Genomic DNA, 26,026 nt, shown 5'->3' with positions numbered 1-26,026 from the left:
AATTCCCCGGCCTCGCCGCGCTACGGTCCGGCGATCGTCGCCCATCGGCACACGAGATCGGAAAGCGCGGCATGGCCAAGCTCAAACCCACTTATGTCTGCCAGTCCTGTGGCAATGTCACCCCGCGCTGGGCGGGGCGCTGCGAGGCGTGCGGCGAGTGGAATTCGATCGTTGAGGAGAACACGTCTGGCGGCATAGGGGCAGGCCCCAAGGCCGCTCGCGCATCGGGGCGTCCGATCGAGCTGGTCTCGCTTTCGGGCGACAGCGAGGACGCGATCCGAATTCCGACCCGCTCGGGCGAACTCGACCGCGTCTTGGGCGGCGGCTTCGTCGTCGGCTCCGCGATCCTCGTCGGTGGAGACCCGGGCATCGGCAAATCCACGCTTTTGCTCCAGGCCGCAGCATCGCTCGCCCAGCAGGGCAAGCGCGTTGTCTATATCTCGGGCGAGGAAGCGGTCGGCCAGGTGCGGCTCAGGGCGGCGCGGCTCGGGGTCGCCGATGCCCCGGTCGAGCTGGCCAGCGAAACCCACATCGAGACCATTCTCGCGACGCTCGAAAAGGGCAAGGCGCCCGATCTGGTCATCATCGATTCGATCCAGACCTGCTGGACCGATCGCATCGACAGCGCTCCGGGCACGGTCACACAGGTCCGCACCAGCGCCCAGGCGCTCACCCGATTCGCAAAAAAGACCGGCGCCGCCGTGGTTCTGGTCGGGCATGTGACCAAGGACGGGCAGATCGCCGGACCGCGCGTGGTCGAGCATATGGTGGATGCAGTGCTCTACTTCGAGGGCGACACGTCCCTCACCTACCGCATCCTGCGCGGCGTCAAGAACCGGTACGGGGCCACCGACGAGATCGGCGTGTTCGAGATGGCGGGCTCGGGACTGCGCGAGGTGCCCAACCCCTCGGCGCTGTTCCTTGACCAGCGCGACACGGGGGCCGCCGGTTCGGCGGTGTTCGCCGGCGTCGAGGGCACGCGCCCCGTTCTCGTCGAAATACAGGCCCTCGTGGCGCCCTCCCCGCTCGGCACGCCACGCCGGGCCGTCGTGGGTTGGGATTCGAGCCGGCTTTCGATGGTTCTGGCGGTGCTCGAAACCCGCTGCGGCGTGCGGATCGGCTCCAACGACATCTATCTCAACGTGGCCGGGGGACTCAAGGTCAGCGAGCCTGCGGCGGACCTTGCCGTGGCGGCTGCGCTGATTTCCTCGCTGACCAATTCCCCCCTGCCCGCCGATGCGGTCTATTTCGGCGAGGTGGGGCTGTCCGGCGGCATCCGGCCTGTGGTGCACGCCAATCTGCGCATCAGGGAAGCGGCGAAATTGGGCTTTGGGGCGGTCAACACCGCGCGTCTGGGGTCGGGCGACAGGGCCGAGGGCGTGGAGATTTCCGAATATGCCGCTCTGGCGGAACTGGTGGGCCGGATCGCGGCGGCCGGTTCCGACAACGCCGAGTGAGCGATGGCGCGCCTCGAGCGCGCCGCGCGGTCCTTGGCATAGACGCGGCGTGGACGCATACCCAGCCCAGTGGCGTGGCGCTCGTGGTCGAGCAGGACCATGGCTGGAAACTGGCTGCCCTCGGGCCCTCCCACACTGCCTTCCACGACGCCTGCGTGCAGGAGGTGTCGGCGGCGGACGCGGCCAGCCCCGCCCGATTGCTGGCCTCCAGCCGCGCGGCAGCAGGAAGCCCCGTCACACTGGTCGCCGCTGACATCCCGCTGGCCCTGGACCCGATCACGGGCCGCCGGGCTGCGGACAATATGGTCTCGCGGGCCTATGGCGGGAGGCGGGCCGGCACGCACAGCCCTTCAGCCCTGCGCCCGGGGACACTCAGCGACAAGATGACCGCCGATTTCGCCCGGCAAGGCTACCCGCTGCTCACCGCCCCGCCTGCCCGTCGGGGCCTGATCGAGGTCTATCCTCATCCCGCCCTGATCGAGCTGACCGGCGCGCCGCTGCGCCTGCCCTACAAGCACGCAAAGTCCGCGCGGTACTGGCCCGATCTGGCGCCCGATGCACGAAAGGCACGGCTTTTGGACGTCTGGGACGGGATCGCGGCTCATCTTGAGAGCAGGATAGGCGGCGTCGAGGCGGCGCTCGCGCTGCTGCCGCGCGGGCCAACGGGGCGCGCCTTCAAGGCGTGGGAGGACGCTCTTGATGCCATTGTCTGCGCATGGGTCGGTGTTTGCGCCCTCGAAGAGGCGGCTTTGGCATTCGGAGACGACCGGTCCGCGATCTGGATACCGGCCCCCATTGGGTGAGCCAAGAGCGCCAGTGTGGCAAAGATGCCCCGCCTGGATGTTGCAATCTGTGGGCGAAAGCGCGAAAACCGCCAGCGGCGCTTGGCTTTGGCGGCCATAGCCGCTAAACGAAACGTGTTCCGGGTTCGATGGAGACACCCCCTATGCTCACCGCGTTCGACATCGGTGTCGGTATTCTCGTTCTGATATCCGCGCTTCTGGCGACGACGCGCGGCCTGACACGCGAGGTGCTCTCTCTGATCACCTGGGCGGGCGCTGCCGCATTTGCGGTCTGGATGTATCTCAATCATCCCGAGATCGCGCGCGAATACATCACCCCCCAGATCTGGGCAGACGTCACCACGGGGGTTGTGAGCTTCATCGTCGCGCTGATCATCCTGCATTTGATCACCATGCGAATCGCGGACATGATCACCGACAGCCGCCTCGGCCCGCTCGACCGCACGCTCGGATTCGTGTTCGGCGCTCTGCGCGGCATCCTGATCGCCGTGGTGGTCGTAATTTTCGGCCAGTGGCTGTTTGGCAGCAATCTTCCAGAATGGGCAGAAGAGGCGCAGACCCGGCCAACGCTGGAATCGCTGGGCGAGAACCTCATAGCGCTGCTTCCGCAGAATCTCGAAGAACAGGTCAACGATTTCCTCCAGCGTGGCGGTCCCATCGATGACGGCGTGCCCGGGGATCCGAGCGTGAACGAAGGAACGGCTCCAGGCGCGGCTCCTGCTCCTCCACCGGCGGGAACGCCTCCGGCACCGGCACCGACACCGGCCGAGACAATCTGATTTCGCATCTCCCACATATCGGCGTGCGCTGTCCGTGGAGTTGACTTGGCAGTGTCGGGGGCGTAATCCCCGCACTGTGGCCCTGCTTTTTCGGTGCGCGGGGCCTTTGCCTGATCCGCACCCTCAATGGTGATGCCTTGGCGACGATAGACGACCGCTCCTCCTCACTCGCTCTTGAAATGGATGGCGACACGCTGCGCGAAGAGTGCGGCGTCTTCGGCATTCTCGGTCACGAGGACGCCGCGGCGCTGACCGCTCTGGGCCTGCATGCGCTCCAGCATCGCGGCCAGGAAGCAGCCGGGATCGTGACGTTCGACGGTCTGCAGTTCCATTCCGAACGCCATATGGGCCTTGTGGGCGACCGGTTCACTGATGCGGCGACGCTAGGCCGCCTGCCCGGCGCCATGGCCATGGGCCATGTGCGCTATTCGACCACCGGGGAAACCGTGCTGCGCAACGTGCAGCCGCTTTTCGCCGAGCTCGAAGTCGGCGGCATCGCTATCGCCCATAACGGGAACCTCACCAATGGGCTTTCGCTGCGCAAGCGCCTCATCTCTCAGGGCGCGATCTGCCAGTCCACTTCCGACACCGAAGTGGTGCTGCACCTGATCGCCCGCAGCCAGCGCACGGCCTCTTCGGACCGCGTCATCGATGCGCTGGGCGCCATCGAAGGCGCCTATGCCATGGTGGCCATGACGCGCACCAAGCTCATTGGCGCGCGCGACCCCAATGGCATCCGCCCGTTGGTCCTGGGCGATCTGGATGGCAAGCCGATCTTCGCCTCGGAAAGCTGCGCGCTCGACATCATCGGCGCGCGCTTCGTGCGCGACGTGGAGTGCGGCGAAGTCATCGTCGCGGAAATCCAGTCCGACGGCCGGATCACCATCGAATCCTACAAGCCGTTCAAACCGCAGCGCGAGCGCGTCTGCCTGTTCGAGTACGTCTATTTCGCCCGGCCCGATTCCGTGGTCGCGGGGCGCCCGGTCTACGCCGTTCGAAAGAAGATGGGCATGAACCTCGCCCGGGAAGCCCCCGTCGACGCCGACGTGGTCGTTCCAGTCCCCGACGGGGGCACACCCGCCGCGCTGGGCTTTGCCCAGCAGTCCGGCATCCCGTTCGAGTACGGGATCATCCGCAACCACTATGTTGGTCGGACCTTCATCGAGCCCACCCAGTCCATCCGCGCGCTCGGCGTGCGGCTCAAGCACTCGGCCAACCGGCACGAAATCGAGGGCAAGCGGGTGGTTCTCGTCGACGATTCGATCGTCCGGGGCACGACCTCGCTCAAGATCGTCCAGATGATCCGCGATGCCGGCGCCCGCGAAGTGCACATTCGCGTTGCCAGCCCGATGATCTACCACTCGGACTATTACGGGATCGACACCCCGGACCCCGACAAGCTTCTGGCCAACCAGTACAGCACGATCGAGGATATGTGCGCCTATATCGGCGCGGACTCGCTGGCGTTCCTGTCGATCGATGGACTTTACACTGCCGTGGGCGGCGAAAAGCGGGATCCCAAGGCCCCGCAGTTCACCGACCACTATTTCACCGGCGATTATCCCACGCCGCTCACAGACCTGAAGGGTCGCTCCAAAGGCGATCCAAAGCAGATTTCTATGCTCAGGGAAGCCGTATAGCATGACTGAAAACAAGGATCTGGCCAGGCGCGTCGTGCTGGTCACAGGCGCTTCGCGCGGGCTCGGATATGCCGCAGCAAAAAATGCTGCGGCCCGCGGCGCCCACATCATCGCCGTCTCGCGCACGGTCGGGGGGCTCGAGGATCTCGATGACGATATCCAGGCCCTGGGCAGCTCCACCACGCTCGTTCCCATGGACCTCACCGATGGCGATGCCGTCGACCGGCTTGGCGCGGCCATTTTCGAGCGCTGGGGCCAGCTCGACGGGTTGATCGGCAATGCGGGGCTGCTCGGCGCGCTCAGCCCTCTTCCCCATATCGAGCCCAAGGACTTCGCCAACGTCTTCGCAGTCAACGTCACCGCAAATTACCGGCTGCTGCGCTCGCTGGACATGCTCCTGCGCCAGTCCGACGCCGGACGGGCCGTGTTCATCTCCTCGGGCGCCGCACGCTCTGCCAAGCCCTATTGGGGGCTCTATGCAGCCAGCAAGGCCGCGCTCGATGCCATGGTCAAGAGCTATGCCGGCGAGATGGCCATCACCAATGTGAAGGCCAACATCTTCTATCCCGGCCAGGTCCGCACCGCGATGCGCGCCCGGGCCATGCCGGGCGAAGACCCAGCCACCCTGCCGTCCCCCGACGAAGTGGCGCCGCGCATGGTCGATCTGGTCTCGCCGAACTACGACAAGTCCGGCATGCGCGTGGATATACTCTCAGGCGAAGAGCCGCTCTGACGCCTCTGGCGCGCCCAATGACGGGCCGCGCCGGGGTGGCAGGGTTGGCACATAGTCTCAAGACAGCAGAAAGCCGGTCCGCTCTCGCGTGACCGGCTTTCTCGTCCGGTGCTGGAACTCCTGTACAGAATGAATCAGATCAGGAGCCTAAACCCTTGATTTGTCGCGATTTCAAACCGCAACATGTTTCCGGTCTCCTGAAAACGCCCTACCCGTCGTCCTTGACGTAAGGGTTCTTGCCCCCCCGGACCCACAGGCGGATCGGGGACCCCGGCAGCTCGAAATCGTCGCGTATACCGTTCACGATATAGCGTTCATAGGCCTTGGGCAGCGCGTCGGGGCGCGAGCAGAACAGGATGAAGCTCGGGGGACGGGTCTTGGCCTGGGTCATGTAGCGCAGCTTGATCCGGCGCCCGGAGACGGCCGGGGGCGGATGGTGCTCGATCATGTCCGCCAGCCATCGGTTGAGCTTGGCCGTTCGAATCTTGGCATTCCAGACCTTTTCGACGGCGTGGATAGCCTCCATCAGCTTGTCGATATTGCGCCCCTGCAACCCCGAAAGCGTGATCAGCGGCACGCCGCGCAATTGCGGCAGCATGCGCTCGCAGGTCTCGCGCAGCTCGCGGATCTTGGCGTTCTTGTCCTCGATCAGATCCCATTTGTTGACCGCGATGACCAGCGCACGGCCCTCGCGCTCGACGAGATCGGCCAGTTGCAGGTCCTGCTTTTCGAACGGGATCGTCGCGTCCAGGAGCAGCACCACGACTTCGGCGTACTGGATCGAGCGCAGGGAATCGCCGACCGAGAGCTTTTCGAGCTTTTTCTGCACGCGCGCCTTGCGGCGAATACCGGCGGTATCCACGAGGTTGATGACCCGCCCCTGCCACTCCCAGGGGACCATGATCGAATCGCGGGTGATCCCGGCCTCGGGTCCGGTCAACAGCCGCTCCTCGCCCACCATCCTGTTGATCAGCGTCGATTTGCCGGCATTGGGCCGACCAATGATCGCGACGTTGAGGTAGCGGTCCGGGTTCCAGCGCCGCACCGGTGCTTCTTCGTCACCCTCGTCTTCCTCGATCACGTCGACGTCGGTCAGGGGCTTGCGCAGCCCGCCGTCCTCGTCCGCACCGTCCCCGTCGCCCGCGGCGATCCGGTCGACGGCGTGCGTGATGACGGAATAGAGATCGGCCAGCCCCAGCCCGTGCTCGGCCGAGAGCGGAATGGCCTCGCCGAACCCAAGCGCGAAGGCTTCCATCAGCCCCGGCTCGGCAGCGCGGCCTTCCGCCTTGTTGCCCACCACATGCACATCCTTGCCCGAGCGCCGCAGAAGGCGCGCGAAGTGCTCGTCCGTCGGGGTCAGCCCCGCGCGCGCGTCGAACATGAACAGGATCACATCGGCCTCGGCGATCGCCAGCTCGGTCTGGCGGCGCATGCGGGCCTCCAGGCTCTCGTCATTGGCGTCCTCGTACCCGGCCGTGTCCAGAAGCCGGAACGTGAGATCGCCGATCCGCCCCTGGGCCTCGCGACGGTCGCGGGTGACGCCCGGGGTATCGTCGACGATCGCGATCTTGCGGCCCACAAGGCGGTTGAACAGCGTGGATTTGCCGACATTGGGCCTGCCGACGATGGCAACGGTAACGCTCATCGCGTTATCCCTTCCGGAATGGAGGGCTTATTGCTGGGATGCATCGGTCGAACCTTCGGGCTCGACCGCATCTTCGGTTCCCGCGAGCGGATCGCCGAGCTCTTCGAAAACGTCCACGCCCATCTGGGCCCCCGGCGCTTGGGCGGCATCGGGCCCGTCCGTCCCCAGAGCGGCGAGCTGCTCGAGATAGAGATAGGCGCGCATCTGGACGTCCTGACTGGCATTGGCATCGCCTGCAATAGCCTCGAACTGCGTGCGCGCAGCCTCGTAATCTTCCGCACGGTAGTGGGCGAGCCCGATGGCCTCGCGCGCCTGGTTGCGCAGCGTGCTCTCCTCGCCGGTCAGACCGCCGACCCGCATTTCCACCGCCGCCACGTCAGCATTGTCCACCGCGATATAGGCCGCCGACACCAGGGCCACTTCCCGCAGGCGCGGGTTGTCGAGGGTCGAAGCGAGCTCGTCATAGGCTGCGAGGGCCGCCTCGGCGTCGCCCTGCTCGGCCAGGAGCCCGGCGATCTGGAAACGCGCGAGCGTGCCATAGCCGTCCGGCCCTTCCGCGGCGATCTGCTGGAAAGCAACCTGGGCGCCGTCGAGGTCGCCGTCCTCGGCGAGATCGAGAGCGGCATAATAGCTCTCGGACGCCGAGTTGGCCGTCGTCGTCTGCCACCACTTCCAGCCTTCGTTCGCCGCCACCAGGAGAACGATCAGAACCGCACCACCAATGATGAACGGCGCATAGCGCCGCCAGAAGGCCTTCAGCTTTTCGCTGCGCAGTTCTTCTTCGACTTCTCGAAGGAAGGAATCGTCGCTCATAGTCCGTCAGAACCCCTGTAAATTCGGGCGGACAATAGTGGTGCGCCCACGCGATTGCAAACGAAAGCGGCCCGTTGGGGGCCACAGCGAGCCTCCGTCCGGCGCCCTCACGGCTCGGCTTTTGAAAACGGGCTCGATCCGGCAGTTCCAACTCCAGGTCCCGCCCGGGCGCTGGCGGGGTCGATCAGCCAGGCCGGTTTATTCCCACTCGATGGTGCCCGGCGGCTTTGATGTCACGTCATAGACCACGCGGTTGATGCCCTTGACCTCGTTGATGATCCGGGTCGCGGCGCGGCCGAGGAAATTCATGTCGAAGGGGTAGAAATCTGCCGTCATGCCGTCCACCGAGGTCACCGCGCGCAGAGCGCAGACGTTCTCGTATGTGCGGCCGTCGCCCATCACGCCCACGGTCTGGACCGGGAGCAGCACGGCAAAGGCCTGCCATATCGTGTCGTAAAGGCCCGCCTTGCGGATTTCGTCGAGATAAATCGCGTCTGCCTGACGCAGCACCTCGAGCTTTTCTCGCGTGACCCCGCCCGGAAGCCGGATCGCAAGGCCGGGTCCGGGGAACGGATGACGGCCCACGAAATGCTCGGGCAGGCCGAGCTCGCGGCCCAGCGTGCGCACTTCGTCCTTGAACAACTCGCGCAGAGGTTCGACCAGCGCCATGTTCATACGATCGGGCAAGCCGCCGACATTGTGGTGGCTCTTGATGGTGACCGAGGGCCCACCAGTAAAGGACACGGATTCGATCACGTCGGGGTACAGCGTGCCCTGTGCGAGGAACTTCACGCCGCCGATCTTTTCGGCCTCGGCCTCGAAGGTCTCGATGAACAGCCGGCCGATGATCTTGCGCTTGGTCTCGGGATCCTCGACCCCTTCGAGCTCGCCCACGAAGGTATCGATCGCGTCCACATGCACCAGCGGTATGTTGTACTGGTTGCGGAACATCGAGATGACCTCGTCGGCCTCGTTCTTGCGCATCAGGCCGTGGTCGACAAAAATGCAGGTGAGCTGGTCCCCGATCGCCTCGTGGATGAGCACCGCCGCCACAGAGGAATCCACGCCTCCCGAGAGGGCGCAGATCACCTTCTCGCCGCCGACCTGTTCACGGATGCGCTCGACCGCCTGCTCGCGATAGGCCGCCATGGTCCAATCCGAGTGACACCCGGCGATCTTGTGCACGAAGTTGGAGATCAGCTTGGCGCCATCGGGGGTATGCACCACCTCGGGGTGAAACTGCACCCCGAAGATGCGCCTCTCCTCATTGGCGATCACTGCGTAGGGCGCCCCCGGAGAGGTCGCGATAACGGAGAATCCTGGAGGCAGCTTGGAGACCGAGTCCCCGTGGCTCATCCATACCTGATAGGAATGATCGAGTGCCCAGACGCCCTCGAACAGCGGGCTCTCGCTTTCGACCCGGACCTCGGCGCGGCCGAATTCACGCACGTGCCCCGGCTCGACGGCCCCGCCCAGCGACACGCACAGCGCCTGCTGGCCGTAACAAATCCCCAGCACGGGAACGCCCGCATCGAACAAACGGGCGTCAGCTTGCGGCGAGCCATCCTCGATGACGCTTGCCGGGCCGCCCGAAAGGATGATCGCCTTGGGCTTGAGCGTCTCGAGCGCTTGCGGCGCCGAAATGAAGGGGTGAATTTCGCAATAGACCCCGGCTTCTCGCACCCTGCGCGCAATGAGCTGGGTAACCTGGGAGCCGAAATCGACGATCAGAACGGAATCTTGGGAGGCATCGTGCTGCATGGCAGGGCTTTAATTGGAATTTTGCCCAAGGGCAATGGCTCTGCGCGCGGGATCGTTATTTTCGCCGCTGTGCAACCGGCGAGGGCTCCCCGCGTTCTAGACGCAACAGCGGAAAAACGGATGGAAGCGGCACGCGATCGCCTCCCACCCCGTCAAAGGGCTCGAGCGATCCCATGCGCTAATCGAGCCTTTTGCAGCCACCCCGGATGTCCCTCGCGTCCGGGGTGGTTTCCATTACGCACCACAGGAGAAGGCCATGGCAGACGTCGCCCTCAAGGTTCTCGCGCTCAACGGAACGCTCAAGACGTCGGACAAGGGGCCCTCCTCCACCGATCTTATGCTGTCCCTGCTTCTCGACGAACTCAAAGGCCTGGGTGCCACGGGCGAGGTCATCCGGCTCGCCGATATCGACATCAAGCCCGGCGTCACGTCCGATGAGGGGGCTGGCGACGCCTGGCCGGCCATCCGCGCCCAGATCATGGCGTCCGACATCGTCATCCTGGGGTCCCCCGTCTGGATGGGTCAGCCTTCCAGTGTCGCCAAGCGCGCCCTCGAACGTATGGACGCCTTCATTTCCGAGACCGACGATGGCGGGCGTATGGCCAGCTATGGCAAGGTGGCGCTGGTGGCGACCGTGGGCAATGAAGACGGCGCGCACCACGTCTCGGCCGAACTCTACCAGGCACTGAACGATTGCGGCTTCACCCTCGCGCCCAACGCCGTCGCCTACTGGGTGGGAGAAGCAATGCAGGGCACGGACTTCAAGGATCTTCCCGAGACGCCGGATACGGTCCGAAAGGCCGTGACCATGGCGGCGCGCACCGCCGCCCATCTCGCCCGACTGCTCAAATCCAGCGGCTACCCCGCCATCACCTGATTTGCGGGCCGGTAAGGCCCATGAGGAGGCGCGCTCGAACGAAGCGCCTTTTCTTTCGCATTTTCTATTGCGTTTTTTTGCAATCGTTTTTATCTAAGGGTGACGATGCAATCAGACCCCAGCAAAGAGGGACGCGCAATGACCGGCAAACCGCTTGTGAAAGGCTTTTTCGATCCCAGGACCTGGTCGATCCAGTATGTGGTCGCCGACCCCAAGACGCGGCAGTGCGCGATTATCGATCCGGTGCTCGACTATGACGAGAAGTCCGGAGCGACAGCGACCATCCACGCCGACGCCATCCTCGCTTATGTCGCCGAGCAGGGATACACCGTGCAGTGGATCCTCGACACGCACCCCCATGCGGACCATTTTTCCGCGGCCCAGTACCTCAAGGACAAGACCGGAGCGCCCACCGCCATCGGCGAGAAGGTGGTCGAGGTGCAAAAGCTCTGGAAGGGTATCTACAACTGGCCGGACTTCCCAGCGGACGGCAGCCAGTGGGACAAGCTCTTTGCCCGGGGCGAGACTTTCAAACTGGGCGATATCGAGGGGCACATCCTGTTCTCTCCCGGGCACACGCTCGCATCGATCACCTATGTCATCGGTGACGCGGCGTTCGTTCACGACACACTCTTCATGCCCGACAGCGGCACGGCGCGCGCCGACTTCCCCGGCGGCAGTGCAAGCCGGCTGTGGAGTTCGATCCAGGAGATCCTCGCCTTGCCCGACGAAACCCGGGTCTTCACCGGCCACGACTATCAGCCGGGCGGACGCGAGCCGAAATGGGAGTCGACCGTCGCCGAGCAGAAGGCCACCAACACCCATATGAGCACGTGCAAGACCGAGGCCGAATTCGTGAAAATCCGCGAAGGCCGCGACAGGACGCTGCCAATGCCGAAGCTCATTCTGCACGCCCTGCAGATCAACACCAATGCCGGCCGGTTGCCCGAGCCCGAGGACAATGGCAAACGCTATCTCAGGATTCCGCTCAACGCACTCGAGGGCGCGGCATGGGACATCAGGTAGAGGCCGATACGGACGCGCCAACGGCCCTGTCGGGCGAGGCGGCCGCCATGCAAAAGAGCGTCGACCAGGCGTCGGCGCTCCTCAAGAAACTCTCGAACCCCGACCGGTTGATGGTGGTCTGCACGCTGGTCAATGGCGAGCGGTCGGTACGCGATCTCGAGGACCTGCTGGCGATCCGGCAGCCCGGCCTCTCCCAGCAGCTTTCAGAGTTGCGCAGCGCGGGGATAGTCAAGCACCGCAAGGAAGGGCGGCAGGTCTATTACAGCCTCGCCGACCCCAGGGCCAGGGCGGTGGTGGAGACCCTTTACGAAATCTTCTGCCCTTCCTGAGCCATCCCACCGCAGACGCGTTTCCGGATCAGCTGGACGCGCGGCGCTCCATGGCCCGGCACCACACGACGAGAAATGGCGCCACCACCAGCGCCACGGCGATATCATCGAGCATGATACCAGTGGCGCCCGGCACGCTCTCGGTGAGGCTCACCGGCCAGGGCTTGAGGCTGTCGATCAGCCAGAAGCCGAGCCCGACGAGCGCGATATCGCGCCAGGTGCGCGGCATCACCAGCGCCATCAGCAGAGCCGCGCCGGCGGCTTCGTCGATCACGATCAGCACGTCGTCCACCGCACTGCTGTAGCGATCGGCAACCTCCGCAGCCCAGAAGCCCAGCACACACACCAGCAGCGCTGCCGCCCCGTAAGCCAATCTCGTGCGGGGCAGAAGGGCCATGAGCACGACTGTCACCGCGCCCATCACCGGCCCCCGCGCCAGCCCGATGTGACCAATACCCAACCCGTGCGCGATCAGTTCAACCAAATCGTCCATAGGCTCTCAATCGCATAGGACGCAGACGGGCGCCACAAGGAAAAAAGCAGCCGATGCAGGTCGGCATATCGTGCGGCCACGAGCAGCAGGCCCGATCAATGCACAACAATGTTGCACTGCCCTAAAAAGCAGCAAATTTGGAACCCCATAGCCTCCCGTCCAGTGAATTTATCGTTAAGACTCAAGGGCCGCCGTGCTGGCATGTGTCTTGCATCCAACTTTGCATGCAATTGTGGAGCGCGGTATGGACACTGAACTGATCGACGGACGGGAGCTGAGCAAGGTTTACGCGACGGCCACGGGGCCGCTGATCGCGCTCGACGACGTATCCTTCACTATCGAGGAAGGCCAGTTCATCTCGCTGGTCGGCCCGAGCGGGTGCGGAAAATCCACCCTGCTTTCCATTCTCGGCGGATTGGAAGATCGATCCGAGGGTGACCTCGTCATCGCCGGCAAGCGGCTGGAGGCACCGCGCGCCGATATCGGCATGATGTTTCAGACCTCGGTCCTGTTCCCATGGCGCACGGTGCGCGAAAACGTCCTCCTTCCCGGTGTTGTCCTGAAACTGGACCGCAAGGCGCAATCGGAGCGCTGCGACGAGTTGCTGGACATGGTCGGGCTCAACGGCTTCGGGGATCGCTATCCCAAGGAGCTGTCGGGGGGCATGCGCCAGCGGGTGGCCCTGGCACGGCTGCTGGCCCACGATCCGCGTGTCCTGCTGATGGACGAGCCGTTCGGGGCGCTCGACGAATTCACCCGCGAAACGATGAACCTCGAGCTCCTCAGTATCTGGGAGAAGACCGGAAAGACCGTCATCTTCGTCACCCACAACATCGGCGAGGCCGTCTTTCTTTCCGACCGCATCTTCGTGATGACACCCCGTCCTGGTCGGCTCGAAGGCATCGTGGAGGTGGATATCCCCCGTCCACGCAAGGCCGACGTCATGCGCACGCCCCGCTATTCCGAACTTGTCTTCGACATCCGCGGGATGCTGGGCGTCGACCACTGACCGCTTGAAAGAGGACCGATCTGATGACCATGGCTCACCAGACTGCCGAGATGGCCGCCAACCAGACCCAGAAGGCGTCCGCCATCGACAGCTTCATTGCCCGGGAACGGGCGCGCGAGCGGCGCACGCACATCAACAATCGCTTGCTGGCCACCGGCTTTGGACTGTTCGTCCTCGCCGTCTGGCACATCTCGACCGAGACTGGACTTGTCCACGCCCTGATCATCCCCTCGCCGATCGATACCCTTATGGCGACCGGACGGGTGATGAGCGCGAGCTATTTCTGGCCCAATGTCTTTGTGACTCTGTCCGAGATCATGTGGGGCTTTGCCTTCGGGCTGTCGAGCGGGGTGCTTCTCGGCGTCAGCGTTGCCATGTTCGCGGTGGTGCGAGCCACAATCTACCCCTATCTCGTCGCCCTGCAGGCTCCGCCCAAGATTGTGCTCGCGCCGATCTTCATCACCTGGTTCGGGTTCGACCAACCCTCCAAGATCGCCATTTCCGCTGTGATGAGCTTCTTTCCGATGTTTCTCAACACGTTGACCGGCCTGGCTTCTGTGGATCCCAATGCGGTCAAGCTCATGCGCTCGCTGACCGCGGGGCGTTGGCAGACCTTCCGGTATCTTCTGCTGCCCAATGCACTCCCGATCATGATGGCCGGGGTGAAGCTTTGCTGGACCCTTGCCGTGCTCGGAGTGATCGTCGGGGAGTTCGTGGGCGCCTCTGCGGGCATCGGGTATCTGATCTATGCGATGAACTTCCAGCTCGATATCGCCGGGGTCTTTTCGCTCATCATTCTGCTCTCGCTGTTCACGGTGGTGGTCTACCAGCTCATCGAATGGCTCGAGTCACGGATCGTCTTCTGGCAGCAGCTCTGAGGCGAGCCCCTGCCCAACATCAAGATCCCGCCGGCCGGCCGGGCGAGCGGGACCCATGGGAACACGTCAAACCGGAGTAAATGCAACATGACTGGTGCAAACAGCATACTCGCCCGGGCCTCGGCCACGGCGCTCGCAACGAGCCTTCTGACCCTCGCAGCGGCCGCCCCCGTCCTCGCCCAGGACCTCGTAACCTTCAATGGCGTAACCGCGCAGGGTGGCCCCACGGCCCAGGTCTTTCCGATCTTCATCGCCCAGGAGATGGGCTATTACGAGGAAGAAGGCCTCGATGTCACACTGAACTATTCACGGGGCTCGTCCGACGCGGCGCGCCAGCTTGTGGCGGGCAATGTCGATTGGGGAATCTTCTCTTCGGCCGCGACCATGCAATCGGTCCAGCGGGGCTTCCCGCTCAAGGCCATCATGCAGATCTATTATCCCGACACCTTTGACATCGTCGTGCCTGCGGACAGCGACGTGCAGTCGATGGAAGACCTGAAGGGCCTGACCATCGGGCTTTCCGATCTTGCTGGCGGAGAGGTGCCTATGACGCGGGCGTCCATCGTCTCGTCGGGGCTGGTTGAAGGGGCGGACGTTTCACTCGTGGTAGCGGGTGAAGGCGACCCCACCACCGTGAGATCGTTCGAGGAAGGCCGCATCCAGGCCTATGCCGGTGCCAAGCGCGACCTGCTCCTGCTGCCCGCGCAGGATATTCCCGTGCGTTCGATCACGCCCGAGATCATCGCTTCGTTTCCTGGCGACGCGCTTGCCGTGAGGCCGGAAACCTACGAACAGGATCCCGAAATGCTCGTGGGGTTCGTGCGCGCCACGATCAAGGGCTGGCATTGGGGCATGAACAACCCAGACGAGGCGTTCGAACTCCTGCGAACCGACTACGCCGAGGCCTCGCTGGGCGACAATCCGGTTGCCGTGGAGTTCTGGGAACTGGTCCAGACCTACTATGTAGCTCCCGAAGGCGTGGAACCCCATGGGGTATTCGTGCCTGAAGCCTGGGAAACCTACATGGAGTATCTTCAGCTCGGCGAAGGGGAGCAGCAGGCTCTGGCGGGACCTGTCGAACTTGATGACATCCTGACTGACGATATCGTCATCGAGGCCTGGGACGGTCTCGAACTGCCCTGATATGACACCTTGTCCAGGGGGGCCGCGCGCAGCCCCCCTGCCCCTTCTGATCATCCTGGACGCCTATGACCCACACACATCCCAAGCTTCCCGACCAGATCGAGCTGGTCGTTGTCGGCGCACATCTAAGCGGCATGCCGCTCAACCCGGAACTGCTCGCCCACGAGGCGCGCTTCCTGCGTGCGGCCCGCACAGCCCCCGTCTACCGTCTTTATGCCCTTGCCGGCACCCAGCCCGCCAAGCCGGGCATGGTGCGGGTGTCTCCCGACCGGGGCGCCGGAATCGAGGTGGAAGTCTGGTCCATGCCGCCGGCGGGCTTCGGCCGGTTCGTGGCGGCGATTCCCTCGCCTTTGGGTGTCGGGACGATCCTGCTGGAAGACGGAACAGCCGCCAAAGGCTTTCTGGCTGAGTCGTTCGCCATTGCCGATGCGCACGATGTCACGGAGTACGGCGGCTGGCGCGCCTATCGCTCGGCGGTCTCGGCGGCCTGATCGTCGAGAGGACGCAGGGTGGGCGATACCTCACCAACCGTGCTGCGCACGACGTTCATGTGATCGATCATGGCAGCCGCTGCGCCATCGGGATCTCCGCACAGGATCGCGTCGACCACCCTGGCGTGCTCCTCCACGGACTTCATCAGTCGGTTGAACGAGCGGAACTGCGCCTTGCGGAAGGGCGAAACGCGATTGCGCACGCTGAGCGTGACCTCCGCCAGAAAACTGTTGTGGCTGATCGCATAGACCGCTTCGTGAAAGTCCAGATTGGTCTGATAGTAGACGTCGATGTCGCCTTGGCGCGCCGAATGGGCACACGCATCGTGAGCCTCACGCAAGGCCCGCTTCTCGTCATCGGTTGCCCGCTCGGCGGCAAAGCGCGCGCAAAGCGCCTCGAGCTCTGCCATGACCGCAAACATCTCGGTCAGCCGTTCGGGCGTGAAATTGGGCACCACGGCACCGCGATGGGGCCGCGCCTCAGCAAATCCGATCGCCTCCAGCTGCCTGATTGCCTCGCGCACGGGTGTACGGGACACAGCGAACTTCTCAGCCAGCGATGCCTCGTCAAGGGTCACGCCCTGCGCGATCTCGCCGCGCACGATCGCATCGGCAAGGGTGGCCCTTATCCGTTCGGTTGCCGTTTGTTTCTGCTGTCTGGCCAACGCTCACCGCCAAAGAATGCTTGCATGCAATCTTTAGGCTCCCGACGCACCCCTGTCCATCTGCGGGCGATCAGTTCAAGGCGACGAGAGAGATGTTGAGAACGGTCGCGAACCCGACCCATGCCGCAGAGGGCACGAAACACAGCGAGGCGATCCTGTCGCGCGGCCAGCTCACAACAATGAAGCCGATGATGGCCCCGAGCATCGGGATGATGATCGCGAGCGCGCCCCACAGCATCTGCGCCTGAAAGAACATGGGCGACCAGGCCCAGTTCAACAGCATCTGGCTCACCCACAGCACCATGGCCGTGCTGATCGGCGCCAACATTGCGGTGCGCCACCCCGCGATCGCGATCAGCGCATAGAGCGCGAACCAGACCGGGCCGAAAATCCAGTTGGGCGGATTGAAGGGCGGTTTGTCGAGGTTTGCGTACCAGGTCCCTGGCGCGGTCTGGGTTCCGATGGCTGCCCCTACCCCGATGACCACGAGCACGAAAGCTGCCAGTGTGATCAGGGATTTGGGCGATTTCATCTGTTCGATGGTCATGGTGCTCATGGCTCTGAAACGCTTGAGCACCCGTGCTGGTTCAGTTCCGCTCCAGCAGAGCGCAGAAAAAACCGTCAGTACCGGTTCGGGCTGGCGTCAGCGTCACGCTCATTGCGTCGGGGCTATGGGGCAGCGCGCCATCCTCGCCGAACATTGCTGCCCAGCGCTGGCGCGCCGACACCTCGTGAAAGTCAGTATGCCGGGCAAGAAAGGCGCTGACCTGATCGGCGTTTTCCTCGGGCAGGATGGAGCACGTGATGTAGACCAGCGTTCCGCCGGACCGCACGAAGCGTGCCGCATCGTCAAGAACGGCGCTCTGCTCCTCGATCCGCGACCCCAGTTGTTCTGGCGTCAGCTTCCATTTCGCATCGGGCCTGCGGCGCCAGGTGCCCGTGCCCGTGCACGGCGCGTCCACCACCACCCGGTCCATCCTGCCGACAAGATCGTCCAGCGCCCCCGCATCGGGGTTGCGGACCTGCGCATTGCGCACGCCATTGCGCTTGAGCCGTTCATGGATAGGCGCCAGCCGCGTCCGGTCCGCGTCATAGGCAAAGATCTGGCCCGAATTGGCCATTGTCGCTGCCAGCGCCAGCGTCTTGCCGCCCGCTCCTGCGCAGAGATCGAGAACCTGTTCGCCCGGCCTGGCCCCGGCCAGGAGCGACACGATCTGGCTGCCCTCGTCCTGAATCTCGAACCAGCCCTTCTGGTAGCCTTCGTCCGCCTGCACATTGGCGGTGCGCGCATCGCGCGGGCCCGAAGCCAGCCGCAGACCGTCGGGTGCAACGGCGCAGATCTCCGGCTTGAAGCGCCCGAGCGATTTGAGCACCCGTTCGCGGTCCGATTTCAGCCGGTTGACCCGCATGTCGAGCGGCGGGCGCGTGGTCATGGCTTGCCCCTCGGCGACCCAGTCGGGCCCGAACCCACGGGCGAGCGACCCGGCCAGCCATTCGGGTACATCTGCCCTCACCCAATCGGGAGCATCGGCAAAACCAGAATCCGAACAAAGCTTTGCGGTCTCTTCCTCCGATACGGATTCGGGCGCGAACCGGTCGGAGCTGAAGTCCTCGTTCAAGGCCTTCACGTCCTGATTCCAGTCGCGGGCCACGACTGACAGGACGAGTGCCCGGGGCGTATCCTCGCCCATGCGCCAGGCATGGCTCGCACGCCTGCGCAGCGCGTCATAGACCAGATTGCCGATTGCCGCGCGATCGCCGGCACCGGCAAAGCGATGGTCGAGTGCCCAGCCCTTGAGCGCCTCGGACGCCGGGCGCTTGCGCTTTTCCATGTCGGCGAGCACTTCGATGGCCGCCGCGATCCGTCCGGGCAGCCGCATCAGGCCACCGCCATCGTGATGATCCGCCCGAGCAGGACCAGCCAGAGAATGGCCAGAACCGCGAACCCGGCCACATAGGCCGCAAACCGCCGCATGACATGGTTGGACGTCACGTGGATTGCGGCGTGGACGATGCGCGTCGAAACGAACCCCCAGGCGAGGATCGCCTCGAGCCAACCGGCGCCGAGGTAGAGCGCCATCCCGAGCCCGATGGCCCAGAGCACGGGAAGCTGGAACTGATTGTTGAAGGCGTTGGACGCCTTCTGGGCATCCTCGGGCCAGCCCGAGCTATCGAGCGCGATATCCTTGATGGCGATCTTGTTTTCGGTGACCAGCGGCACCCGCCGCCGCCCCAGAACGAAAAGCAGCACAATCGTCAGCGCGCCCTGGACCCAGAGCGCGCCGAGAATGGAGAGTTCGGCTCCGCTCACCGGCTGCCCCGATAGTTCGGGCTTTCGCGGGTGATCGTCACGTCGTGGACATGGCTTTCCCCGAGCGCCGCGCCCGAAATGCGCACGAAGGTGGATTCGCGCCTGAAGGTCTCGAGATCCTTGGCGCCGGTATAGCCCATCGCCGCGCGCAGGCCACCGGCGAGCTGGTGAAGCACACCGCCGGCCGGGCCCTTGTAGGGCACCTGCCCCTCGATCCCTTCGGGCACCAGCTTCATCTGATCGCTCACGTCCTGCTGGAAGTAGCGGTCAGCCGAGCCCCGCGCCATGGCACCCACCGACCCCATGCCGCGATAGGATTTATAACTCCGGCCCTGGTAGAGATAGACCTCGCCGGGGCTTTCGTCGGTGCCAGCCAAGAGCGAGCCGACCATCGCGCAGCTCGCGCCGCCCGCAAGGGCCTTGGCAAGGTCGCCCGAGAACTTGATGCCGCCGTCGGCGATCACCGGAACGCCCTGCCGGTCGGCCTCCTCGGCGCAGGCCATGATGGCCGCGAGCTGGGGCACGCCGACGCCGGCCACGATCCGGGTCGTGCAGATCGAGCCCGGACCGATGCCGACCTTGATCGCATCCGCGCCCGCGTCGATCAGCGCCTTGGTCGCTTCGGCAGTGGCGACGTTCCCGGCCACGATCCGTGTGGAATTGGCCTGGCGCTTGATCTGCTCGACCGCCTCGGACACCCGCACCGAATGGCCATGCGCGGTATCGATGACCAGAAGATCGACGCCCGCGTCGATCAGCATCATGGAGCGCTCGAAGCCCTTGTCCCCCGTGGTCGAGGCCGCAGCCACCCGCAGGCGTCCGGTTTCGTCCTTGATCGCGGCGGGGTGAAGCTGGGCCTTCTCGATGTCCTTGACGGTGATCAGGCCGATGCAGTTGCGGTGCTCGTCCACGACCAGCAGCTTTTCGATCCGGTGCTGGTGCAGCAGCCGCTTGGCCTCATCCTGGCTCACCCCCTCGCGCACCGTGACCAGCCCTTCGGAGGTCATCAGCTCGGCGATCTTCTGGGTGGTGTTGGAGGCAAAGCGCACGTCGCGGTTGGTGAGGATGCCGACCAGCTTGCCGGTCTTGCGGCCGCCCGTGCCGCCATTGGCGACCACCGGAATGCCGGAAATCCTGTAGCGGTCCATCAGCGCATAGGCGTCTGCCAGCGTAGCATCGGGCCCGATGGTAATCGGATTGACCACCATGCCGGACTCGAAATGCTTGACCTGTTTGACCTGCTCGGCCTGCTGCTCGGGGGTGAGGTTGCGGTGGATCACGCCCATCCCGCCGGCCTGCGCCATGGCGATCGCCATCTTGGATTCGGTGACCGTGTCCATGGCTGACGACAGGATCGGCATGTTGAGCAGGATGTCCTTGGTCACCCGGGATTCGAGGTTGACCTCGGTGGGCAGGACGTCGGACCGCGCAGGTTGCAGCAGCACGTCATCGAATGTGAGCGCCGCATCGCCGGTGATCGAGGATATGATTTTCGCCAAGGCCAGACCCCTTCTGCCTTCATCGCTAACAGATGAATGTGAGTGGTAGTGCGACAGCCGGGAGACTCATCATCCGCCGTCGGGTTGGCGAGGGTCATTACCACTCGCCACCCGGTTTGGGAAGTGGGGCTACGTCGATCCCTCGCAGCGTTTGCGATCGGACGGCCTAAAGAGATGCGTCCCCAGACGCCGAAGATCGCCAGTCAGGCCTCTTCCTTGGCCTTTTCGCGCGTGATCCATCCCTCATCGCCCCATTCACGGACGTTGATCTCGATGTCGCCATCGGCGATGTCGATCAGATTATAAGCGTTGGGATGCCCGCGCAGGCGCGTCGAAGTCGTTGATGCGGCCTGCGCCACGAGGATGTGCCCGGCGGCCGACTTTCGGGGCCCCGAGGGCGCGGCCTCTCCGATCTCTCCCGCATGGGCGTGGCGCCGCACATAAGACATGTGGAAATGTCCAGAGAGCACGAGTCGCACCCCGATCCGCGCGAAGGTTTCGAGCGCAAGGTCAGCCCTTTTCACCAGCCGCTGATGGCGCATCATCGCTTCTTCGGGATGCATCAGGGGATGATGGGCCACGACGATCTTGACGTGGTCAACCGGCACGCCGGCAAACCTTTGCTCGAGCGTGTCGAGCTGATCGCGGCTGATCGAGCCGTCGGACCAGTTAAGGCTCCAATTGGCACGCCGCGATGTCCGCAGCCCGGCGAGAGCCAGGCCGTCCTTGACCACGAACGGTTCGAGGTTTTCATCGATATAGCGCTTGTAGTGTCCGTAGGGGTTGAGAAACCGCTTGATCAGGTTGCGTTCGGGCACGTCGTGGTTACCGGGAACCGCGAATACAGGGGCAGGAAGCGTATCGATGAACCGACAGGCCGCTTCGAATTCTTTTCTGCTGCCGATCTGCGTGAAATCGCCGGAGACCACGATGAGGTCTGGCTCGCGCGATGCAATCTCTGCGGCCAGACTTGCCACCACACTGTCGTCGTGATGGCCGAAATGCAGATCCGATACGTGTACAAGTCTCATCGCTCAAAGCCGGATGGCGCGGGCCGCCGCGTCGGCTTCCTCCTGGGATTGGTGTTGCACGGGCGCCAGAATGGGCAGCGCGCGGGGGCGAAGGGAAAATTGCAGCGGCGTGGGCATGCTCATCACCTCGCCATCGATCATCATCTGAAGGCGCGGCTTTTTGGACCGGATGGTCAGAGACTGCACCTGCTCGATCCGCAGGGATTCATCGTCCCGCCAGCGTCCGCTCAGCATGCGGGCGGTGAGGCGAAGCATATCCCCCAGATTGAGGTGTTTCACGATATAGACGGTGAGAAACCCCTCATCGAGGTGCGCCTTGGCAAAGAACCGGCCCAGCCCTTCGTCATAGGCATTGGACGCCACTGCGATGGACTGCACCCGCTCCACATGGCTCTGGCCGTCCTCTGCCGTGATCTCGAGCGCCAGGCGACGGGCGCGCGACGTTCGCCGCGCCGCATAGCGCAGAAAGCCGAGCACCGCGCCCAGACCACCGCCCCTGATGCGTTCCCGCCCGGCAGCGAGCTCGGGGATCATACCGGCCACAGCCTTGTGCAGGAACACATGGCCGTTGACCTCGCAGACATCGATCGCTGTCGGCTCCATTTCCCGGAGCGAGGCGACCCATTGCTCGGGGTCGAATGGGATGTGAAGGTCCTTGGCCAGCAGATTGGCCGTGCCAAGCGGCAGGATGGCCAGGGACTTTCCGGTCCCCAGCAGCGCCGCGGCGAGGGCCGTGATCGTGCCGTCACCGCCGGCTGCAACGACCGTGTCGGCGTCCGAAGCCACGGCCCGAGCCACGCGCTCGTCGAAATCGGTGTCGGGGTCCGCATCGACCGTTGCGGTGATGCCCTGAGCCTCAAACATCTCGGAGACCGTCTCACCGGTCAGGCCAAGCGCTTGCGCAGTTCCGGAATTGACGTTGAGAAGAACGTGATACTTACGCTCCATATGCGGCGCCCCTGCCCTTTGGTCCGTGCTCTAACGCGCGACGGGCACGTTTGGTTCGGCCCCTTCGCCGCCCGGGGATGCGATTGCCGGTCAATTTGCGTTTCCGAGCCATTAGGCAGATGATTGCCCAAAACACAATGACGACTCACAGTCCCCCCAGTACGGCCAGTATCGTGACTCCCATCATACCGCTTGTCCTGGCGGTCGCGCTGTTCATGGAAAACATGGACGCTACCGTGATCGCCACGTCCCTGCCCGCCATCGCCGCCGACATCGGGACGACGCCCATCGCGCTCAAGCTCGCCTTCACCGCCTATTTCGTGGCGCTGGCGATCTTCATTCCCCTGAGCGCATGGGTTGCCGACACGTTCGGCGCCAAGCGCGTGTTCATGGCCGCGATCGTCGTCTTCATCATCGGCTCGATTGCCTGCGCGGTCTCGGGTTCGCTGCTCGAATTCGTCTTCGCCCGGTTCGTCAAGGGCATGGGCGGCGCCATGATGACCCCGCTCGCCCGGTTGATCCTCTTTCGCACCACGCCGCGCACCGATCTCGTCAACGCGATGGCCTGGCTCACCATCCCCGCGCTTGTCGCGCCCACGATGGGGCCACCGGTCGGCGGTTTTCTCACGACCTTTCTCAGCTGGCACTGGATCTTCATCATCAACGTGCCCATCGGCCTTGCCGGCCTGGCGCTGATTGCCCGCTACCTGCCCGATGTGGAATCGGATGCGCCGCGCCCGATCGACGTGCCGGGCTTCTTTCTCGTCGCCGTCGCCTTCGCCGGCACGCTCTTCGGCCTGTCGCTCCTGAGCCTGCCCGTCCTGCCGCTGTGGGTCGCCATCGGCTCGACCGTTCTGGGCCTGGGCTGCGGGCTGGTCTATTGGCGGCACGCCTGGCGCGCGCCCGTGCCCCTGCTCGACCCCCGAATCTTCCGCGAACCGGCCTTTCGCGCCTCGATCCTGGGCACCTCGATGTTCCTGATCGGCGTGGGCGCCATCCCCTTCCTGCTGCCGCTGATGCTCCAGATCGGCTTCGGCATGACCCCGTTCGAATCCGGGCTCGTCACCTTCGTGGGCGCGTTCGGCGCGCTGATCACGAAGTTCTTTGCCAAATCGCTCTACTCGGCCATCGGCTTTCGCACGGCGCTGATGACCGCGGCGGTCGTCTCGGCGGTAGCCACCGGCATAAAAGGCACCTTCACGCCCGAAACCCCCATTGCCGTCATGATGGTGCTGATCTTTGTTGCGGGTCTTTTCCGGTCCGCCTATTTCACCGGCCAGCACGCCCTGGGCCTCTCCCAGATTCAGGACAGCGAGGCGGGCCAGGCCACGGCGATCTCGACCGTCGCCCGCCCCATCGCCACCGCGCTGGGCGTGGCGCTCGCGGGCGGCGTCGTGGAACTGAGCGCCCATGCCCGTGGCGGTGAGCTTGCGCTCCATGACTTCCAGATCGCGTTCTTCGTGGTTGCAGCCGTCTCCGCGCTCGCGATCATCCCCTTCGTGCGGCTGAACAGGGATGCCGGCTCGGAAGTCTCGGGTCACCTTTCGCGGGAGGAACGGGAACGGGCGCTGGAGCGGTCCCGCAGCCAGGGCCATGATGGCCGCTCCCCCCGGCTCTGATCTCAGTCCACGCGTTTGCCCTTGAACCCCCGGGCGACCAGATAGGTCTCGGCCGATCCCTGCCGGCTGGCGGGCGGCTTGGCGTGGAACGTGGTGTCGAAATTGCGCTTGAGCATGGCCAGCAGGTCATGCTCGGTGCCGCCCTGGAACACCTTGGCGACGAACGTGCCGCCCGGCGCAAGGACGTCGAGCGCGAAGTCCGCGGCCAGTTCCACGAGCGCGATGATCCGCAGGTGATCGGTCGGCTTGTGGCCCGTGGTCGGCGCGGCCATGTCCGAGAGCACCACATCGGCCTTGTGCCCGCCCAGCGCCGCGACCAGCGCCTCGGGCGCATCGTCCTCGGTGAAATCCTTTTGCAGCAGGATCACGCCGGGCAGCGGATCCATCTCCAGATAGTCGATCCCCACCACCAGCGGCGCGTCCTGGCCCGACTTCACCGCCTTGGCCGCCACCTGGCACCATCCGCCAGGCGCTGCACCGAGATCGACCACGCGCATGCCCGGCTTGAGGATCTTGTGCTTGTCGTCGATCTCGATCAGCTTGAAGGCCGAGCGCGCGCGCAGCCCCTCCGCCCGCGCCTTGGCGACGTAGGGATCGTTGAGCTGGCGTTGAAGCCATTGGGTCGAAGATATCGTGCGTTTCTTGGCGGTCTTGACCCGGATTTTCAGGTCGCGCTCGCCGCGGCGGCCGCTTCCGCGGCCGGTGGGTTTATCGGGCATCGCCGTTCCCCTTCCGGCTTCTCGCCTTGCGGGCGCGCCGCCAGACGCGATCCTCGCTCATCATTGAAATCAAAAGGCCCTCGCGCAGCCCCCGGTCGGCGACCCGGATGCGCTTGCACGGCCATTCGCGGCGGATCGCCTCGAAGATCGCGCAGCCAGGGATCACCAGATCGGCGCGCTCGCGCCCGATGCACGGATTGGCCACCCGCCGTTCATAGCTCATCGCCAGGAGCACGCGCATGGTCGCATCCACGTCGTCGCTGCTCATCCAGAGCCCGTCGACCTTGGCCCGCTCGTAGCGCTCGAGCCCCAGATAGAGCCCTGCCAGCGTCGTGACGGTGCCCGAGGTTCCCAGAAAATGCAGCGGATGGGTCCGCAGCATCTCGGTCACCTTCTCGCGTCCGCGAAACCTGCGCAATTGCTCGGCGACGAAGGCCACCATGGCCTCGAAGATCTCCGGGGTCACGTCCACCCCGCCAAACCGCTCGGCGATCGAGACCACGCCGACCGGCAGGGACTGCCATGAGCGGATCGACGCCGCCGTCTTGCCCTGATGCTTGGGCCGGCCGCCGCGGAAATCGAGCCAGGCGAGCTCGGAGGATCCGCCGCCGATGTCAAAGAGCAGCGCGCCCGGCGAATTGCCGTCGATCAGGTCCGCGCAGCCGGTCACCGCCAGTTGCGCTTCGGTCTTGCGGTCCACGACCTCGAACTGCAAGCCGACCTCGCGCTTGACGCGGTCGAGAAAGGCGGGCGAATTGGTCGCCGACCTGCAGGCCTCGGTTGCAATGATGCGCGCGCGCACGCCGTCATACTGGGAAAGCTTGCCCTGGCACAGCCGAAGGGCTTCGATCGTCCGGTCCATGGCCGCTTCCGAGAGACGCCCGGACTGGCTGAGCCCTTCGCCCAGACGCACGATGCGCGAGAACCCGTCGAGCACCCGAAAGCCGTTCTCGGTCGGCCGCGCCACGAGCAGACGGCAATTGTTGGTGCCCAGGTCGAGGGCGGCATAGACGGGCGAGCGACGCTTTCGCGCCGCGCTGCCCGGATTGGCTGGAGTCCGCCGGCCCTTGGCCTTGGTTCCGAGACGGGAATCTGGCGCCGCATCGGGCCCACCTCGCGCCCGCTCCGGCCCCGGAACTGAACGCGACATTCCCTCGTCAGACCGCGAAATGGCGGCGGACCGATCAGTGTCGGTCACTTTGTTGGTCTCCATCGGCCCGGTGGAAACCGCGCGCTGCCCCAGAATACGGGGAAATCTCCGGCGCGGTGCTGCGCCCGGGCAGCATTATGTCTGTGTCCCGGTCAGACTAGTCCAAGCGGACTGGCAACGCAATCGCACTGTTTCCCCACCCCCCGA

At 64.7% G+C, this 26,026-nt stretch carries 26 protein-coding genes; 13 read left to right on the top strand and 13 right to left on the bottom strand.

Going from position 1 to position 26,026, the window contains the following annotated elements; translation table 11 throughout:
- Window positions 1–71 precede the first annotated feature (71 nt).
- The 5 genes from radA to EO136_RS18225 all read left to right on the top strand — a co-directional run bounded on the left by radA (window position 72) and on the right by EO136_RS18225 (window position 5,412).
- A complete protein-coding gene (gene radA / locus EO136_RS18245) occupies window positions 72–1,457 on the top strand; it encodes a DNA repair protein RadA (protein WP_127145815.1) in 1,386 nt (461 codons plus the stop codon).
- Window positions 1,454–2,260 carry a DUF429 domain-containing protein gene (locus EO136_RS18240; protein ID WP_127145814.1) on the top strand — a complete coding sequence of 269 codons (807 nt, stop codon included), beginning with the start codon at window positions 1,454–1,456 and terminating at the stop codon, window positions 2,258–2,260. Before radA ends, EO136_RS18240 begins: the two co-directional genes overlap by 4 nt.
- Before the next feature lie 143 nt (window positions 2,261–2,403).
- Window positions 2,404–3,039 (top strand): CvpA family protein, encoded by a 636-nt coding sequence (locus EO136_RS18235; protein ID WP_164730685.1) that lies wholly within the window; start codon window positions 2,404–2,406, stop codon window positions 3,037–3,039.
- A 179-nt stretch (window positions 3,040–3,218) separates the two neighbouring features.
- Window positions 3,219–4,679: an amidophosphoribosyltransferase gene (gene purF, locus EO136_RS18230; RefSeq protein WP_127145875.1), complete on the top strand. Its 1,461-nt coding sequence runs from the start codon at window positions 3,219–3,221 to the stop codon at window positions 4,677–4,679.
- A gap of 1 nt (window position 4,680) precedes the next feature.
- The gene (locus tag EO136_RS18225) at window positions 4,681–5,412 is read left to right on the top strand and encodes an SDR family NAD(P)-dependent oxidoreductase (RefSeq protein ID WP_127145812.1); all 732 of its coding nucleotides are present in this window, start codon (window positions 4,681–4,683) and stop codon (window positions 5,410–5,412) included.
- Window positions 5,413–5,620: 208 nt separating this feature from the next.
- On the opposite strand, the gene der is transcribed toward EO136_RS18225, so the two are convergent.
- The 3 genes from der to guaA form a co-directional block, all read right to left on the bottom strand.
- The gene (gene der / locus EO136_RS18220) at window positions 5,621–7,057 is read right to left on the bottom strand and encodes a ribosome biogenesis GTPase Der (protein ID WP_127145811.1); all 1,437 of its coding nucleotides are present in this window, start codon (window positions 7,055–7,057) and stop codon (window positions 5,621–5,623) included.
- Between the two features lie 27 nt (window positions 7,058–7,084).
- The gene (locus EO136_RS18215; RefSeq protein WP_127145810.1) at window positions 7,085–7,870 is read right to left on the bottom strand and encodes a tetratricopeptide repeat protein; all 786 of its coding nucleotides are present in this window, start codon (window positions 7,868–7,870) and stop codon (window positions 7,085–7,087) included.
- A 198-nt stretch (window positions 7,871–8,068) separates the two neighbouring features.
- Window positions 8,069–9,631 (bottom strand): glutamine-hydrolyzing GMP synthase, encoded by a 1,563-nt coding sequence (guaA, locus tag EO136_RS18210; RefSeq protein ID WP_127145809.1) that lies wholly within the window; start codon window positions 9,629–9,631, stop codon window positions 8,069–8,071.
- Between the two features lie 256 nt (window positions 9,632–9,887).
- Here guaA and EO136_RS18205 point away from each other — a divergent pair, with 256 nt between their 5' ends.
- From EO136_RS18205 to EO136_RS18195, 3 genes are all read left to right on the top strand, one after another.
- Entirely contained in the window at window positions 9,888–10,508 is a 621-nt protein-coding gene (locus EO136_RS18205) for a flavodoxin family protein (protein WP_127145808.1), read from the top strand.
- 138 nt (window positions 10,509–10,646) lie between these two features.
- Window positions 10,647–11,534, top strand: coding sequence for an MBL fold metallo-hydrolase (locus EO136_RS18200; protein WP_127145807.1), 888 nt, complete (start codon window positions 10,647–10,649; stop codon window positions 11,532–11,534).
- A gap of 47 nt (window positions 11,535–11,581) precedes the next feature.
- Window positions 11,582–11,863, top strand: a complete 282-nt coding sequence (locus EO136_RS18195) for an ArsR/SmtB family transcription factor (protein WP_127145874.1) — start codon at window positions 11,582–11,584, stop codon at window positions 11,861–11,863.
- A 28-nt stretch (window positions 11,864–11,891) separates the two neighbouring features.
- On the opposite strand, the gene EO136_RS18190 is transcribed toward EO136_RS18195, so the two are convergent.
- Window positions 11,892–12,356 (bottom strand): phosphatidylglycerophosphatase A, encoded by a 465-nt coding sequence (locus tag EO136_RS18190; RefSeq protein WP_127145806.1) that lies wholly within the window; start codon window positions 12,354–12,356, stop codon window positions 11,892–11,894.
- 244 nt (window positions 12,357–12,600) lie between these two features.
- Between EO136_RS18190 and EO136_RS18185 the strand changes: the two genes are divergently transcribed.
- The 4 genes from EO136_RS18185 to EO136_RS18170 all read left to right on the top strand — a co-directional run bounded on the left by EO136_RS18185 (window position 12,601) and on the right by EO136_RS18170 (window position 15,877).
- Window positions 12,601–13,365, top strand: a complete 765-nt coding sequence (locus tag EO136_RS18185) for an ABC transporter ATP-binding protein (RefSeq protein ID WP_127145805.1) — start codon at window positions 12,601–12,603, stop codon at window positions 13,363–13,365.
- A 23-nt stretch (window positions 13,366–13,388) separates the two neighbouring features.
- Window positions 13,389–14,243, top strand: coding sequence for an ABC transporter permease (locus tag EO136_RS18180; protein ID WP_127145804.1), 855 nt, complete (start codon window positions 13,389–13,391; stop codon window positions 14,241–14,243).
- A gap of 87 nt (window positions 14,244–14,330) precedes the next feature.
- Entirely contained in the window at window positions 14,331–15,386 is a 1,056-nt protein-coding gene (locus EO136_RS18175; RefSeq protein ID WP_127145803.1) for an ABC transporter substrate-binding protein, read from the top strand.
- 65 nt (window positions 15,387–15,451) lie between these two features.
- Window positions 15,452–15,877, top strand: a complete 426-nt coding sequence (locus EO136_RS18170; protein WP_127145802.1) for an allophanate hydrolase-related protein — start codon at window positions 15,452–15,454, stop codon at window positions 15,875–15,877.
- Here EO136_RS18170 and EO136_RS18165 read toward each other — a convergent pair.
- From EO136_RS18165 to EO136_RS18135, 7 genes are all read right to left on the bottom strand, one after another.
- Window positions 15,850–16,542 carry a GntR family transcriptional regulator gene (locus tag EO136_RS18165; protein WP_127145801.1) on the bottom strand — a complete coding sequence of 231 codons (693 nt, stop codon included), beginning with the start codon at window positions 16,540–16,542 and terminating at the stop codon, window positions 15,850–15,852. The genes EO136_RS18170 and EO136_RS18165 overlap by 28 nt on opposite strands.
- A 70-nt stretch (window positions 16,543–16,612) precedes the next feature.
- On the bottom strand, window positions 16,613–17,089 hold the full coding sequence (locus tag EO136_RS18160; RefSeq protein WP_246018443.1) for a TspO/MBR family protein: 477 nt from the start codon (window positions 17,087–17,089) through the stop codon (window positions 16,613–16,615).
- Between the two features lie 40 nt (window positions 17,090–17,129).
- On the bottom strand, window positions 17,130–18,422 hold the full coding sequence (locus tag EO136_RS18155; protein WP_127145800.1) for an RsmB/NOP family class I SAM-dependent RNA methyltransferase: 1,293 nt from the start codon (window positions 18,420–18,422) through the stop codon (window positions 17,130–17,132).
- Window positions 18,422–18,853, bottom strand: coding sequence for an MAPEG family protein (locus EO136_RS18150; protein WP_164730684.1), 432 nt, complete (start codon window positions 18,851–18,853; stop codon window positions 18,422–18,424). The genes EO136_RS18155 and EO136_RS18150 overlap by 1 nt, the downstream gene beginning before the upstream one ends.
- On the bottom strand, window positions 18,850–20,352 hold the full coding sequence (guaB, locus tag EO136_RS18145) for an IMP dehydrogenase (RefSeq protein WP_127145798.1): 1,503 nt from the start codon (window positions 20,350–20,352) through the stop codon (window positions 18,850–18,852). The genes EO136_RS18150 and guaB overlap by 4 nt, the downstream gene beginning before the upstream one ends.
- A 203-nt stretch (window positions 20,353–20,555) precedes the next feature.
- Window positions 20,556–21,383 carry a metallophosphoesterase family protein gene (locus EO136_RS18140; protein WP_127145797.1) on the bottom strand — a complete coding sequence of 276 codons (828 nt, stop codon included), beginning with the start codon at window positions 21,381–21,383 and terminating at the stop codon, window positions 20,556–20,558.
- Window positions 21,384–21,386: 3 nt separating this feature from the next.
- The gene (locus EO136_RS18135) at window positions 21,387–22,331 is read right to left on the bottom strand and encodes a diacylglycerol/lipid kinase family protein (RefSeq protein ID WP_127145796.1); all 945 of its coding nucleotides are present in this window, start codon (window positions 22,329–22,331) and stop codon (window positions 21,387–21,389) included.
- A 173-nt stretch (window positions 22,332–22,504) separates the two neighbouring features.
- On the opposite strand from EO136_RS18135, the gene EO136_RS18130 reads away from it, so the two are divergent.
- Window positions 22,505–23,950, top strand: coding sequence for an MFS transporter (locus EO136_RS18130; RefSeq protein WP_127145795.1), 1,446 nt, complete (start codon window positions 22,505–22,507; stop codon window positions 23,948–23,950).
- Window positions 23,951–23,952: 2 nt separating this feature from the next.
- Here EO136_RS18130 and EO136_RS18125 read toward each other — a convergent pair whose 3' ends face one another.
- Together EO136_RS18125 and EO136_RS18120 are read right to left on the bottom strand one after the other, a co-directional pair.
- On the bottom strand, window positions 23,953–24,669 hold the full coding sequence (locus EO136_RS18125; protein WP_127145794.1) for an RlmE family RNA methyltransferase: 717 nt from the start codon (window positions 24,667–24,669) through the stop codon (window positions 23,953–23,955).
- Window positions 24,659–25,867: a Ppx/GppA phosphatase family protein gene (locus tag EO136_RS18120; protein WP_246018441.1), complete on the bottom strand. Its 1,209-nt coding sequence runs from the start codon at window positions 25,865–25,867 to the stop codon at window positions 24,659–24,661. Before EO136_RS18120 ends, EO136_RS18125 begins: the two co-directional genes overlap by 11 nt.
- Window positions 25,868–26,026: the final 159 nt, after the last annotated feature.

It is taken from the genome of Pelagibacterium montanilacus (assembly GCF_003992665.1).
GTDB lineage: Bacteria > Pseudomonadota > Alphaproteobacteria > Rhizobiales > Devosiaceae > Pelagibacterium > Pelagibacterium montanilacus.
Note: the sequence above shows the minus strand (reverse complement) of the source record. Positions and strands in the feature narration are given on the sequence as shown.

Coding starts and splice junctions, on each gene's coding strand:
- radA (WP_127145815.1), top strand. CDS start 72: ATGGCCAAGCTCAAACCCACTTATGTCTGCCAGTCCTGTGGCAATGTC.
- EO136_RS18235 (WP_164730685.1), top strand. CDS start 2,404: ATGCTCACCGCGTTCGACATCGGTGTCGGTATTCTCGTTCTGATATCC.
- purF (WP_127145875.1), top strand. CDS start 3,219: ATGGATGGCGACACGCTGCGCGAAGAGTGCGGCGTCTTCGGCATTCTC.
- EO136_RS18225 (WP_127145812.1), top strand. CDS start 4,681: ATGACTGAAAACAAGGATCTGGCCAGGCGCGTCGTGCTGGTCACAGGC.
- der (WP_127145811.1), bottom strand. CDS start 7,057: ATGAGCGTTACCGTTGCCATCGTCGGCAGGCCCAATGTCGGCAAATCC.
- EO136_RS18215 (WP_127145810.1), bottom strand. CDS start 7,870: ATGAGCGACGATTCCTTCCTTCGAGAAGTCGAAGAAGAACTGCGCAGC.
- guaA (WP_127145809.1), bottom strand. CDS start 9,631: ATGCAGCACGATGCCTCCCAAGATTCCGTTCTGATCGTCGATTTCGGC.
- EO136_RS18205 (WP_127145808.1), top strand. CDS start 9,888: ATGGCAGACGTCGCCCTCAAGGTTCTCGCGCTCAACGGAACGCTCAAG.
- EO136_RS18200 (WP_127145807.1), top strand. CDS start 10,647: ATGACCGGCAAACCGCTTGTGAAAGGCTTTTTCGATCCCAGGACCTGG.
- EO136_RS18195 (WP_127145874.1), top strand. CDS start 11,582: ATGCAAAAGAGCGTCGACCAGGCGTCGGCGCTCCTCAAGAAACTCTCG.
- EO136_RS18190 (WP_127145806.1), bottom strand. CDS start 12,356: ATGGACGATTTGGTTGAACTGATCGCGCACGGGTTGGGTATTGGTCAC.
- EO136_RS18185 (WP_127145805.1), top strand. CDS start 12,601: ATGGACACTGAACTGATCGACGGACGGGAGCTGAGCAAGGTTTACGCG.
- EO136_RS18180 (WP_127145804.1), top strand. CDS start 13,389: ATGACCATGGCTCACCAGACTGCCGAGATGGCCGCCAACCAGACCCAG.
- EO136_RS18175 (WP_127145803.1), top strand. CDS start 14,331: ATGACTGGTGCAAACAGCATACTCGCCCGGGCCTCGGCCACGGCGCTC.
- EO136_RS18170 (WP_127145802.1), top strand. CDS start 15,452: ATGACCCACACACATCCCAAGCTTCCCGACCAGATCGAGCTGGTCGTT.
- EO136_RS18160 (WP_246018443.1), bottom strand. CDS start 17,089: ATGACCATCGAACAGATGAAATCGCCCAAATCCCTGATCACACTGGCA.
- EO136_RS18155 (WP_127145800.1), bottom strand. CDS start 18,422: ATGCGGCTGCCCGGACGGATCGCGGCGGCCATCGAAGTGCTCGCCGAC.
- EO136_RS18140 (WP_127145797.1), bottom strand. CDS start 21,383: ATGAGACTTGTACACGTATCGGATCTGCATTTCGGCCATCACGACGAC.
- EO136_RS18135 (WP_127145796.1), bottom strand. CDS start 22,331: ATGGAGCGTAAGTATCACGTTCTTCTCAACGTCAATTCCGGAACTGCG.
- EO136_RS18125 (WP_127145794.1), bottom strand. CDS start 24,669: ATGCCCGATAAACCCACCGGCCGCGGAAGCGGCCGCCGCGGCGAGCGC.